Genomic DNA, 13,559 nt, shown 5'->3' on the forward strand with positions numbered 1-13,559 from the left:
AATTGATAACCGCTGTGCTGAAAGGAGAACTTGAGGTTTATCCGTCAGCACGGCGGTTTTTCCGACGAATGTGCAGGAGGCGTCTGTTTATCGGAAAATTTATCCTTTTGAAGATCACAGATGGATACGGATCTGCATTGCCAGGTCAAACAGTTTATTATCTTCCACCCGGGTTACGGATGAGCTGATTGTATCCCAATCCGGATAATAAGTAAATCCGGTTTTTAAATAAACTGTCAGCATCCGATGGGGTTTCCAGTTCAGATTCAGATAAGTGCGGAATCCCCTTCCGTAGTAAGCAGGGAAAGAATAACCATAGAGTACATTATTTTCATAACTGTAAATACGGCTGTTATACGATTCGGTATCAAAATAAGCTAGGCGGAACTGGGATTTAAATTTCTCTTTTCCGGAAGTAAAAGTAATGTCCTGATGGACCAGATAACCTTTTTCCCGGGAAGAAGCCTTGTGGTAAAAAGTTAAATCGATTCGTGTCTGCAATTCGAGTTTTTTGCGAGGCCTGTAAACCAGCTGATACCGGATTTCATTTTTTATTCTTAAAACGGTATAGATTCCGGTATATTTTAAATTTTCGGGTTTCCGCTCCGTTTTGAAACGGAAAGAATGTTCAAAGTCGGAATGTATATAATTTAAGTCGAATAAGAATTCCTGTCCCTCATCCGGAACATAGGCATTATAGCGAGGACTAAAATAGCGGAACCAATCGAAATAAGTATTGATTTTCAGATTTTTAAGGGGTGAAATGTCCAGACCGGCATAGAAGCCTTCTTCGTTAGAAGTAGTGGAATATTCTCCGAATCCTTGCGCATAACGGGAGGTGTAATTTTTGTCATAACGTCTGTATATCACACACATTGAAGCATTCCTGTACAGATTGAAACGCAATCCGTTTACAGTTGCCCATGCCTGTTGGTCAGAAAAGGCTGTTTCTCCGAAGAAATAGATATTTCTGAAGTTTGTTTTATAATCTATGCTGGCTAAAAAGCGGTTTTTCCCCTTATCGTTAAATTGCTGATAGACTTGTTTCCCTCTCGTGAAGGGAGGTTGAAAATTATAATACAGGACGTTCACTCCCGTACGGAAGGCAATATTATTCCAGTGAAGGGACAGACCGGTAGTCCATTCTTTTAGTTGATGTTTTTTTTTATTTTCGGTGAGGTTTCTGTGGTAGCCGGATTCATACAGAGATGCGGTCAGTATATCTTCATTTTCGGTATGGCTTAAGTCGGCAATATTTCCATCTGTTTTTTTTAACGAAAAAAATAAATCTGTTTGAAGTGATTGCAATGGTTGCAGGGAGCAGGCGATTCCCCTTAAAAAATTGTTTTCGTCTGTAGAAGTGTAAGGAATAACACCTTTTCCGGATTTTTCATTTCCCAGGGCGATGGACGATTTCCCGGAAGAAAATCCGCTCCAGGCGGTAAGTCCTTGTCCCCATTGGATCCGGTAATCTCCCAGAATAATTTTTCGAAAAAAATGGGAGGTTGTAACACAGATATGGGCTGAAAGAAAGTCGAATCCTGCCTTTTGATATCTGGTGAAATAAGCTTCTCCCGGATCGTTTTCCAGAGTCAGTCCGGCTTGCCAGTGATCTCCTGTTCTGATTTTATATTTTACAAGTGTTCCCCACGGGATACCTCTGAAACGAGACGCTTGTTTTTTTACGTATTGGGTTTCACTTTTAAATGCAGAGGGGGGATATGATTTGTAACCTTCCTGAAAGGGAAAGGTTGAATGGATTTTAGCCAGTATTTCCTGGGAGGTGTTTTGCCGGATGGCTTGTAAACGCTTTCTGACGGTTGCTTCTCCCAGGGAAATAAAAGGAGAAATGTTTTCCAGGTCTTTTTTCCCGATACCTCCTACCAGTAATAATTCGTTTGGGGAAAGAAATACCCCGTATTTTTTGCGGAAACGGAGAATACGGTCGATTTGGCTGTCTGAAAGAAAAAACAACATTTTCAAAGAATCAAAACTGGCCGTATTGAGGTTTAAAGGGCCGTTCCGGAGTTGTACCAGGGTATAAACCATTTCTTCGTATCCGTCTTCTGAACGGAGAATATCGTTCGATTCCAGTAATTTTTCTATATCTGATAAATCCTGGGCAAGAAGTGATAACAGGGGGCAGAAGAGACAAAGTAAGGAGAATAAAAAAGCTTTCATCGGATTGCAGATTTATCAACGGTAAAATAACTCAATTCAATTTTCAGCTTAAAACTGAGGGAGAACGGATACATTTGCCTTTGTACAAATGTCTTTGAGCGCACAGGACCGGAGTCTTGGGAAAGAAATACTAAATACGAATATTTTTATTAAAGGGGAATACAGATTCCCGGATTATTGTATACAGCCACGACTTTTTAAATGAGAACAGAAAACTAAAAAATTTACTACGCCGTTTGCCTCTTTCTGTCCTGATCTGCTGTAAGAGTTTCCTAATCTCAAATTTACGAAATTTAATAATAAGTGTGGTGGAAAAGCAGAACTAAAATAGAACAGGAGTGCGAAAAGGAAGGGGATAATTCCGGAGATTTGTTATGGCTAAGCGCGTAGAGGAAGGAAAAGTCAATTAATCTTTTTTATGTAATATCGTCAGGATTTCTTGTTCGGACAATTTTTTTACGTTGGTAATGATCATATTTTCGTGTAAAAAATTTCCGTACAGGTTACATTCATTAATGATCGTTTCAAAGGTTTTTTTCAAGTCGGTGTTCAAAGGCAGTAGAAGTATGGAGGTAGAGTAACTTTCAAAGAAATCAATTTGTTCGATTATTCCTTTGAGTGGTGAGAGGGCTGTCTCAATTTCATCCCGGACAATCCTTTGCTGGAACTCTTCTAATTTTTCGTCTGTACGATGGAGGAAAACACAGAAATAACGCAATAGGGAACCTTGTCCTCCCAGACCTGTCGAGATAAAAATGCCCGGATCATCCAACAGTCCGGATTGTATTAACATACGGGATTGCTGTAAGGCGATGATTGCCCATTTTTGTAAAGGGCCGTCTGACTTGGAGAAGGATTCGATAGCCCGGTATACGGAAACGTCGTCGAGAGTAGCCAGTATCACCAGCATTTCCTTTTTCTTATCCAACGGTAAAGTCTCGTCGTATAAGTCATTTATTTGCTCCAGGTATTGTGTACAGAGTATTTGATATTTACTGGCATTTGTAGATAACATTTTTGCCAGATTAAAATATTCTTTTTGGACTTTAATATCGACTTCTTCTTCCAGAATATTTAAATTCGATCCTACTTGTGACAGCAACTCGCTGATATTTTCCCATTTTTTTTCTAGTTTTTTATCCATCCCTTTCTCTAAAAGTTCGTACCACAAAATTAAATTATTTATGTGGTAATAAAAATAGCATACTTTTTGATTCTGGTAAAATACGAGAAACCTTTTTAAGAGTGAGCCGTTTCTTTAATTATTTTGATTTTTTATCTTTTCCCCGTTTTATTTCAGGAAAGTTTAGGCAAATTTTCGTTTGCCTGATTCGTCCTTGCTACTATAAGTTACCGGACGCTGAACCAATAAGGAAAGAAAGGAGAGCCGTTCGTATAGAGAAAAAAAGCTGTCCGGAGACAGCTTTATATTCTTTCATAAGGATTATGCCTTATGTCTGTGTTCATCGGAAATCGTTAATTTTTTTCTTCCTTTAGCTCTTCTTTTGGCTAAAACAGCTCTGCCGCCTGCCGTAGACATTCTCTCTCTGAAACCATGTTTGTTTCTTTTCTTTCTGTTGGATGGTTGAAATGTACGTTTCATTGCACTTATTTTTTGGATATTATTTTCAAACTTTGGATTGCAAAAGTATGGAATTTTTTAATTACTCCAAAGAAAAGAAACTTTTTTTCAGGACTAAATTTCTCCGATTGGATCCTGATGGTTTTTTTGCAATCATTTTTTTGAAACTTTTTACTTCTTTTTTCGTATACACCGTGATTATTGATATCCCGGACAGTAATTCTGTTTCTCGTGAGTAAATTTATTAATTAAACAGAATGTACAGCTATGAGACAACTTAAAATAACGAAGCAGATAACAGGACGTGAATCTTATGCTATAGAAAAATATTTACAAGAGATTGGGAAGATTCATGTGTTGAATCCGGATGAAGAGGCACGTTTGGCCAAGCAGATCAAAAAAGGAAGCCGTGAAGCTCGGGAACGATTAGTATTGAGTAATTTACGTTTCGTCGTATCTGTAGCAAAACAGTATCAGAATCATGGTTTAACTTTAGGGGACCTGATAAATGAGGGAAATTTGGGGCTGATTAAAGCTGCTGAATGTTTTGATGAAACTAAAGGGTTTAAATTTATTTCTTATGCCGTGTGGTGGATTCGTCAGTCGATATTACAGGCTATTGCTGAGAATGCCCGTCTGATTCGTTTACCTTTAAATAAAATCAGTACGATAAATAAAGTAAATAAATATTATACTTTATTGGAGCAGGAATATCAGCGGGAACCTACGGCAGAAGAAATTGCTGAAAAAATGGATATTTCCCCGGAGGATGTGAAGGAAAATATGAAGATTGCGAATAAACCGATTTCAATGGATGCTCCATTGGCGTCGGGAGAGGAATCCATTAATTTGTACGATATTTACATCCCTGCCGAAAATGTCATGGCTGCACCGGAAGCTGGGCTAAATCATGATTCTTTGAAAAAAGACATTGAGCGTTCTTTATCTGTACTGACTGAAAGAGAGGCAACCATAGTCAGCATGTATTATGGATTAAACGGTTATATTGCAATGTCTTTGGAAGAAATCGGAGCGAAATTAGCTCTGACAAGCGAACGGGTACGGCAGGTAAAATCAAAAGCTATCCGAAAATTGAAAGAAGCCCGTTGTGTAAAACGGTTGAAAACATATTTGTAATTTTTAAATATTTATTGCTTTTTATTTTAAGATCCCAGGGGGAAAATAAATCATTTTTTTCGCAAAAATTGCCGGATAGAAATAAGTTATGGAAGATAAGCCATAAAATATGACTTTGAAATAAGAAGGTTTATGTTTTGACAAAAGTACAATTGTTCTGGCTTGTCACGTTTTGCATGTATTCCCAACACCTCTGTGCGATTGTTACGCTTTTTTCGGAGGTTGCAAAAACAGGAATTATAAATTACAGAAAATGCGGACGGGGGGAACCCGTCCGCATTATTATTCACATTGTCGGTTTATTTCTTTTTTATCGTCGTCTTGCTTATACAGATTGAATTTTTCCCGAATCTCGTCGGAGAAATCGGGGTGGCTGACGTTCCTATTTTTACCATAACTACCAAACATTCTTATGAATTCTATCCTCTGTCCGAATCTCTTTTTGCTTGCAGATGTGTGCATTTTCAGCCGGGTAACCGATGGCGAGGAAGCAGGTGAATTCGTATTCTTCGGGCGCATGGACGAGCTGCTTTACGTGTCCCGGTTCGTTACCTATGGGGATGCGGAACGCACATGCCAGCCCCTCCGCTGTCGCTGCCAGTAACATATTCTCAACCGCAGCCCATGCGGAAGCAAAATAGTTCAGTGAACTTTGATCTGCCGGTTTGCATAGCGGGTAATCCTTTTGCCGGAAAAACGGCAGGACAAGACAGTTGCTCTGGAGGAGCATCCGTTGTTGTTTGGGTAGGGCGCTGACGAACATGGCGTGTTCGTCCTTGTCCATTTCATTTGCAGCAGCTTCAAGCCCTGCCTGCTGAATATTTTTGGTATTTCCCGCCACGGGTGAGATGATGGGTGAGATATTTTCCTTTCCTCTTACCACAATGAACTCAAACTGGCGCAAATGGTCGTTGGTCGGAGCTTTGAAAGCAGCGGACAAAATCTTTTCCAACACTTCGTCCGGGACTTCCTTATCGGAAAAATCACGGATGGTTCTTCTTTTCTCTAATACTTCATAGAAATCCATAACAATACGTTTTTAAGTTATACTTCTGGTTTTCAGTTACAAAGTTACACCCTGTTGTTGTTGTGCATTTGTGTTATTGTCTTATATATTTGTCGTATATTTGCAATTCAATAAATTGAGCTTTTTTTATGGAAGACACTGCTATTCCTTATGAATTACCTGAAGTGGAGAATCATTCGTTTTTCTATATAGACCAACGGGTCGGAACCGCCATTGAAGCAAAACTGCACAGACACGAGGCGTGGGAATTGTATTATGTCGTACACGGATGCGGAAACCGGATGGCGGGCGATACGTTACAGCCTTTTGCGGCAGGCGATGTAGCATTGATACCTCCCTCCATGTTCCACCGCTGGGAGTATGCACCGGATTCGGCGGATACCGACGGGTGTATCCGTTATCTGATGGTGGCTTTCAGTCATTCGCTGGTGGAACGGTGCATGGAGGTATTTCCCGAATTGCGGAACCGATTGGCTGGTATCCTGTTCCCGGCCGATGCGCTGAAATTCGGGCCGGAAAGTTCCCGTATTATTCGTAAAATACTATCTGAAATGAACGGCATGGACGAATTGGGCCGCTTGAGCGCGATGTTTCGCTTGCTGCCCATTATTTTTACTTCATCGGACCATACTTTTGCCGGCAAGCCGGTACGTATCGAGCGGGATGTGAGGCGTATGCAGCAGATCTGCGCATACGTTATGGCGCATTACGTCCATACCATCCCTTTAGACGACATTGCTGCTGAAGTGGGCATGAACCGTTCAGCGTTCTGCTCTTATTTCAAGCGGTGCAAGGGAATGACCTTTTCGCAGTTCGTCACCGGGTATCGGTTGAACACCGCTTGCGGACTGCTGAAACATTCGCAGAAACAGGTGTCGGAAATATGCTATATGGTCGGGTTCAACGATTTGCCCCATTTTGTGCGGGTGTTCACCAGCTGTATGGGGATATCTCCGTCCAGGTATCGAAAGAGATTTAGATAGTTGCTTCCTTTGATATGCACCTTATGCAGTAATAGGCTATTAATACTCTTACGTCCTGTATATAAAATTTATTAGAATTTTCTGCCGGAGGAGGCACCGGGGCCGGCCCGGAGGTTATTACCGCGTTTATAATTGCTACCATTGCCGCCTATCAGTCTTTGCCGTTTATTGCCACTATGCTTTTGAGAAAAAGAGAGATTTATGGAATAATATTGATTTAAAGAGGTCGAAAGGTTTCTTTTTTATTTGTTATTCTTTAAAAACGGATTATTTTTGCAAGGATATGTAAATGTGTTAAGAAATATACATTGTGTCGTCGGTTAAAAGGAGGGAAAGGAGATTATGCTGCACGACACAAGGGATACATATATGTCGGGAAATGGATACTATTTAAAATTTGAGATAATGACACACAACAATTCTTTGTCGGATGGCTTGATAAAGTTGGATCCCAAAGCTTTTCAGGCGGAAGTGAACGGTAAAGTTACTCACTTGTTCATTTTAAAAAATAAAAATGGAGTAGAGATCGCTGTAACGAATTACGGCGGTTTTGTCGTAGCGGTAATGGTTCCGGATAAAAATGGCGAATATGCCGATGTTGTATTAGGGCATGGCAGTTTACAGGATTACCGGCAGACCCCTGAGCCTTATTTGGGGTCTTTGGTGGGCCGCTACGGGAACCGGATTGCTAATGGAAAATTTACTTTAGAGGGAAGGGAGTATACTTTGGCCGTCAATAATGGTCCGAATACACTCCACGGTGGGTTGAACGGTTTCAACGCAGTCGTTTGGGATGCAGAACAACTGAATGCGCAAACGTTAAAGTTGAATTATTTATCGGTGGACGGAGAAGAAGGATTTCCCGGAAATTTGTCGGTAGAAGTGATTTATCACCTGAGTAACGACAATGCTTTAGAGATCTCCTATCAGGCTATGACGGATAAAAAAACGATAATCAACCTGACCCAGCATTCTTTTTTTAATTTAGCAGGTAATGCGAACCCGACCCCTGCAATCTGCGATCAACTGTTGACCATTAATGCTGATTATTATACGCCTATGGATAAGGTTTCCATTCCTACGGGAGAAATTGCTGCAGTAGCCGGGACCCCTATGGATTTCCGTACACCGCATGTAATCGGGGAACGTATAGAGGAACCTTTTGAGCAATTGGTTTTTGGAAAAGGTTATGATCATTGTTATGTTTTGAATAAAAGAGAAGCCCGAGAGCTTTCTTTTGCTGCCAAAGTCGTCGATCCGAAGAGCGGACGTACGCTGGAAGTCTATACAACTGAGCCGGGTGTTCAACTTTATACAGGCAATTGGCTGGGAGGTTTTGAAGGGAAATATGGGGCTACTTATCCGGAACGGAGTGCCATTTGTTTGGAAACACAGCATTTCCCCGATAGTCCGAATAAGCCTCATTTCCCGTCGGTCGTGTTACGCCCGGGTGAAATATATACTCAAAAGTGCATTTATAAATTCGGTGTGGAAAAATAATATCATTAATATCTAAATTAAAAATCATGATTCAAGAGAAGAAAAATTACACCTTGCCTATTTTGATGATGATCTTACTCTTTGGTATGATCTCTTTTGTAACGGGTTTACAGAATCCGATGGGCGTAATTGTTAAAAGCCAGTTTGGTGCTTCTAATTTTATGGCATCATTGGGTTATGCGGCAAATTTTATCGCTTATGCTTTTATGGGAATTCCGGCCGGAATCCTGTTGCAGAGAATCGGTTACAAAAAGACAGCATTGGCTGCTATTGTAGTAGGTTTTGTCGGTGTTGGGATTCAATATGTTTCAGGAATTGCCGGAAGTTTTGTTATTTACCTGATCGGAGCTTTTGTTGCCGGTTTTTCCATGTGTATGTTGAATACGGTTGTCAATCCGATGTTGAATACATTGGGAGGTGGTGGAAATAAAGGAAACCAGTTGATACAGGTCGGAGGATCTTTTAATTCTTTGAATGCCACTATTGTACCTGTATTGGTAGGATATCTGATCGGCAGTAATGTAGAGAAGGCTACAATTCAGGATGCGAATCCGGCCTTATTCCTGGCTATGGGGATTTTTGCTTTAGCTTTCATTGTACTTTCAATGGTGAAAATTCCGGAACCCCGGCAGATGGTTGGAGAAAAAGTGGCAAAGAAGAGCGAACACAGTGCTTTATCTTTTCGGCACTTCGTTTTGGGAGCGATAGCTATCTTTTTGTACGTAGGTGTGGAAGTGGGTATTCAGATGTTTATAAATCCTTTTATGACAGGTAGTGCGGCAGAAGGTGGTTTGGGTATAAATACGACGACAGCCGGATCTGTAGTGGGTACCTATTGGTTCCTGATGCTGGTAGGCCGTTTGATTGGGGCTTCCATTGGTGCGAAGGTTTCCAGTAAGGCGATGCTTACTTTTGTTTCAATTTTAGGAATTGTTTTGACATTGATTGCCATCTTTATTCCGATCTCCTATACCGTAAAAATGCCGGTATTCCAGGCAGATATTTCTTTTGGCATGGCAGAAATTCCGATGAGTATTATGTTTCTGGTATTATGCGGTTTATGTACCTCTGTGATGTGGGGTGGTATTTTTAACCTGGCAGTAGAAGGCTTGGGTAAATTTACGGAAGCGGCTTCTGGTATTTTCATGGTAATGGTATGTGGAGGCGGATTATTGCCTTTGCTACAAGGGTTCGTTGCCGACAAAACTTCTTATATGACCAGTTATTGGGTAATATTCGGGGCTTTGGTATATCTGTTGTATTATGCATTAATCGGTTCGAAGAATGTAAACAAGGATATTCCGGTAGAATGATAAAATTTGATAACACTAAAGAAAAAATAAAATTATGGACACAGCAGCAGTAAGAAAGACATTTAAAGAAAAATTCAATACAGAAGGTTTGTTATATTTTTCTCCGGGACGGATTAACCTGATTGGAGAACATACCGATTATAACGGAGGCTGTGTGCTTCCTGGGGCTATCGATAAGGGAATTTTAGCTGAGATCAAACCGAATGGTACCGATAAAGTCAGGGCCTATGCTTTGGATTTACAAGACTATGCTGAATTCGGATTAAACGAAGAAGATAAACCGGCAGCTTCCTGGGCCCATTATATTTTTGGCGTATGCCGCGAAATGCAGAAAAGGGGAGCGAGACTGGGAGGTTTTGATACGGTATTTTCAGGAGATGTCCCTCTGGGAGCAGGGCTTTCTTCTTCTGCCGCTTTGGAAAGTACCTTCGGTTTTGCGCTGAATGAATTATTCAACTGCAGTTTCGATAAAAAAGAACTCGTATTGATTGGGCAGAAGACAGAGCATAATTATTGTGGTGTAAATTGTGGGATTATGGACCAGTTTGCTTCAATTTTCGGAAAAGAAGGAAATTTAATCCGCTTGGACTGCAGTACCATGGAATATGAATATGTGCCTTTTAATCCGAAGGGTTATAAGGTTGTTCTGGTTGATTCTGTTACAAAACACGAGTTGGTTGATTCTCCTTACAATAAGCGCCGTCAATCCTGTGAAAGGGCAGCGGCAGCCATTGCCGTAAATCATCCTCATGTAAAACTATTGGGAGATGCTGATCTGCAAATGCTGGAAGAGGTGAAAACCAAAATCAGCGAGGAAGATTATATGCGTGCGACTTATGCTATTCAGGAAAATCAGCGTTTGGTAGACACTTGTGAAGCTTTGAAAGAAGGAGATTACGAAACAGTGGGGAAAAATGTATATGCTACTCATCAGGGGATGAGTAAATTGTATGAAGTGAGTACGGTAGAATTGGATTTCCTGAACGATGTTGCCAAAGAATGCGGGGTTACTGGTTCCCGTATTATGGGTGGCGGATTTGGAGGATGTACCATCAACCTGGTGCCCGAAGACAAATACGATCATTTTATCGAAACGGCTATTGCTAAGTTTAAGGAAAAATTCGGGAAGGAACCGAAGATATATCCGGTAAAAATCAGCGATGGAGCCCGTAGGTTAAATTGAATTCGTGAGGGGAGAAAATATTTTAAATAAATTCTCCTGTTAAGCTCATATTGTTCCCCCGGTTACTGGAAGTAGCTGGGGAACAGTAATAATATAAGAACCCCTTTTTTTGTTAATAAATTCTTTTCACTTTACTTCGTACTTTTCTTTCTTTTCTCTTTTTTCTTAAAGTAAATTCATATCTTTGTGAACAATTTTTGGGATTTAAGTACTTTTATCTTACAATGTGTAAGTAAAAAAGAGCAAAGTATTTTGATCTTAAAACTGTTCCGGGCTAAAATCAGAGCGGGGTAAAAATTTCGTAGAATAGGTTTAGATTGATTTTAAAGGGCAGATGAGCATTTGATTTTAAAGGAAAGTCTGTTATTTATGATTGACGGACTTTGCTACTGTTTATATATTAATTTTATTAAAATATAACCTCATGGGAAAGTATGAATTGAACAAAAACCTCGCTCAGATGTTAAAAGGAGGGGTGATTATGGATGTTACAAATGCAGAACAGGCAAAAATTGCCGAAGCGGCAGGGGCATGTGCTGTAATGGCTCTGGAACGGGTTCCGGCTGATATTCGCCGGGATGGAGGCGTAGCCAGAATGTCAGATCCACAAATGATTAAAGAAATACAGAAAGCGGTTTCTATTCCGGTGATGGCTAAAGTAAGAATCGGACATTTTGTAGAAGCTCAGATATTGGAAGCGATTGGTATCGATTTTATCGATGAGAGTGAAGTTTTGACTCCTGCTGATGAGCTTTATCACGTAGAGAAAACGGCTTTTAAAGTACCTTTTGTCTGCGGTGCCAGAAATCTGGGAGAAGCATTGAGACGTATTGGAGAAGGGGCTGCTATGATCCGTACGAAAGGTGAAGCCGGTACGGGAAATGTCGTAGAGGCTGTAACCCACATGCGTCAGATTACGGATGAAATGCGGAGGGTAAAAAATGCTCCGGCAGAAGAACTGATGAGTCTGGCAAAAGAATTCGGAGCACCTTATGAGTTGATAAAGTATGTCCATGAAAATGGAAAATTGCCTGTCGTTAATTTTGCTGCTGGTGGTATAGCTACTCCTGCAGATGCTGCTTTAATGATGCAATTGGGATCTGAAGGAGTATTTGTAGGGTCCGGTATTTTCAAATCAGGTGATCCGGAGAAGAGAGCGAGGGCTATTGTACAGGCGGTTACGTATTTTAATGATCCGGTGAAACTGGCTGAACTTTCCGAAAACTTGGGAGAAGCTATGTCGGGTTTGGAAATAAAAACACTTGAAGATAAATACGCTGAAAGAGGATGGTAAAAAAGAGTGCTTCGGCACTCTTTTTTTAATGACAGGATTTTGAATATGAAAATTGGTATATTAGGATTTCAGGGAGCTTTTTTAGAACACGAACAGCATATACATAAGCTCGGGCAGGAAGCCGTAGATGTACGTTATATAGAACAATTGGAGGACCTGAATGGGTTAATTTTACCGGGAGGAGAAAGTACAACGATTGGTAAGTTGTTGATACGTACGGGAATGATGGAACCTTTGCGTAAAAAAATTGAAGCCGGGTTTCCCGTATGGGGAACTTGTGCAGGGATGATTTTATTGGCAAAAGAGCTGGTAAATGATTCGGTAACCCACCTGGCCGTTATGGATATAGCTGTAAGAAGAAATGCTTACGGGACACAAATTGATAGCTTTGATACGCAGGTAGTTATTCCCGGGCTCAGCGAAAACCCAATCCCTCTTGTCTTTATACGGGCCCCCTATATTGAAAAAGTCGGGGAAGGGGTAAACGTAATGTGTCTTCTGGATGGGAATATTGTTGCTGCCCGTCAGCAGAATATGCTGGTTACTTCTTTTCATCCGGAATTGACGGAAGATTCATCTTTTCATCGGTATTTTGTAAATATGTGTCAGAAATAAACTTTTCAGAAAAAGGTACGTATAACCTTTTTAAAAAAGAAATTATGAAAACAATTTATTGTATACTATTCGGGTTGCTGGGCCTTCTGGGAGGTTGTAAACAACAGGTTAAAATTGACACCCAAACAGATAAATATGTCGATCAGACACAAAAATGGAATATTAATGTTGAAAAAGCCTACTTCTCCTCCGCAAATGCTGAAGCAGAGAAAGGCTGTGAAGCTGTGAATGCAAAAGTTCAGTCCCTGATCGATAGTTTACAACAGAATATAAAAGTGCAGGCTGATACCTTTTTTGCCACTTTCGGGAGAGATACAATGGACCGTCCTCTTTTCCCTTATGAATTATATGTGAGGGATACCGTATTCCTGGCCAATGAGGATTATATCAGTATCCGTTTGTCAGCTTATTCTTTTACAGGAGGTGCCCATGGAATGACGGATTTTTATGCACTGAATTATAATATGAAAAAGCATGCTTTCGTATCTCCCCAAGAAATGCTGGATTTTAGGCAGGCCCGCGAAATTAATAACTTGTTGGCTGAAAATTTCAAAAATGAAGGGGGATGCTTTACCGAAAAACCGACTTTGACCAATGGATTTACAGCTGTAAATATTACCCCTGAATCGATTTGTTTCACTTATCCGCAATATGTATTGGGTCCCTATTCATGCGGATATGCACAAGTGTATATTCCCCGGGATAAATTGAACGGAATTTTGGTAAACGAAAAGAAATAAAAGG

Annotated in this window: 12 protein-coding genes; 8 read left to right on the plus strand and 4 right to left on the minus strand. The window is 40.5% G+C overall.

The window, feature by feature from the left end:
* Nucleotides 1-114: 114 nt before the first annotated feature.
* From Q0465_RS12910 to rpmH, 3 genes are all read right to left on the minus strand, one after another.
* On the minus strand, nt 115-2,181 hold the full coding sequence (locus Q0465_RS12910) for a helix-hairpin-helix domain-containing protein (protein WP_298616780.1): 2,067 nt from the start codon (nt 2,179-2,181) through the stop codon (nt 115-117).
* 406 nt (nt 2,182-2,587) lie between these two features.
* Nucleotides 2,588-3,352 (minus strand): hypothetical protein, encoded by a 765-nt coding sequence (locus tag Q0465_RS12915; RefSeq protein ID WP_298616781.1) that lies wholly within the window; start codon nt 3,350-3,352, stop codon nt 2,588-2,590.
* A 273-nt stretch (nt 3,353-3,625) separates the two neighbouring features.
* Entirely contained in the window at nt 3,626-3,784 is a 159-nt protein-coding gene (gene rpmH, locus Q0465_RS12920) for a 50S ribosomal protein L34 (RefSeq protein ID WP_298616782.1), read from the minus strand.
* Nucleotides 3,785-4,030: 246 nt separating this feature from the next.
* On the opposite strand from rpmH, the gene Q0465_RS12925 reads away from it, so the two are divergent.
* Complete coding sequence (locus Q0465_RS12925; RefSeq protein ID WP_298616783.1) at nt 4,031-4,900, plus strand: RNA polymerase sigma factor RpoD/SigA; 870 nt, start codon at nt 4,031-4,033, stop codon at nt 4,898-4,900.
* Nucleotides 4,901-5,297: 397 nt separating this feature from the next.
* Here Q0465_RS12925 and Q0465_RS12930 read toward each other — a convergent pair whose 3' ends face one another.
* A complete protein-coding gene (locus Q0465_RS12930; RefSeq protein WP_298616784.1) occupies nt 5,298-5,927 on the minus strand; it encodes a nitroreductase family protein in 630 nt (209 codons plus the stop codon).
* 128 nt (nt 5,928-6,055) lie between these two features.
* Here Q0465_RS12930 and Q0465_RS12935 point away from each other — a divergent pair, with 128 nt between their 5' ends.
* From Q0465_RS12935 to Q0465_RS12965, 7 genes are all read left to right on the plus strand, one after another.
* A complete protein-coding gene (locus Q0465_RS12935) occupies nt 6,056-6,910 on the plus strand; it encodes an AraC family transcriptional regulator (protein ID WP_298616785.1) in 855 nt (284 codons plus the stop codon).
* 405 nt (nt 6,911-7,315) lie between these two features.
* A complete protein-coding gene (locus Q0465_RS12940; RefSeq protein WP_298616786.1) occupies nt 7,316-8,410 on the plus strand; it encodes an aldose epimerase family protein in 1,095 nt (364 codons plus the stop codon).
* A gap of 26 nt (nt 8,411-8,436) precedes the next feature.
* Nucleotides 8,437-9,723, plus strand: coding sequence for an MFS transporter (locus tag Q0465_RS12945; protein WP_298616787.1), 1,287 nt, complete (start codon nt 8,437-8,439; stop codon nt 9,721-9,723).
* Between the two features lie 34 nt (nt 9,724-9,757).
* Complete coding sequence (galK, locus tag Q0465_RS12950) at nt 9,758-10,906, plus strand: galactokinase (protein ID WP_298616788.1); 1,149 nt, start codon at nt 9,758-9,760, stop codon at nt 10,904-10,906.
* Nucleotides 10,907-11,330: 424 nt separating this feature from the next.
* Complete coding sequence (gene pdxS / locus Q0465_RS12955; protein WP_298616789.1) at nt 11,331-12,200, plus strand: pyridoxal 5'-phosphate synthase lyase subunit PdxS; 870 nt, start codon at nt 11,331-11,333, stop codon at nt 12,198-12,200.
* Between the two features lie 45 nt (nt 12,201-12,245).
* Nucleotides 12,246-12,815 (plus strand): pyridoxal 5'-phosphate synthase glutaminase subunit PdxT, encoded by a 570-nt coding sequence (gene pdxT / locus Q0465_RS12960; RefSeq protein ID WP_298616801.1) that lies wholly within the window; start codon nt 12,246-12,248, stop codon nt 12,813-12,815.
* A 44-nt stretch (nt 12,816-12,859) separates the two neighbouring features.
* Complete coding sequence (locus Q0465_RS12965) at nt 12,860-13,555, plus strand: DUF4163 domain-containing protein (RefSeq protein ID WP_298616790.1); 696 nt, start codon at nt 12,860-12,862, stop codon at nt 13,553-13,555.
* Nucleotides 13,556-13,559: the final 4 nt, after the last annotated feature.

Source organism: uncultured Odoribacter sp., from assembly GCF_937966165.1.
GTDB lineage: Bacteria > Bacteroidota > Bacteroidia > Bacteroidales > Marinifilaceae > Culturomica.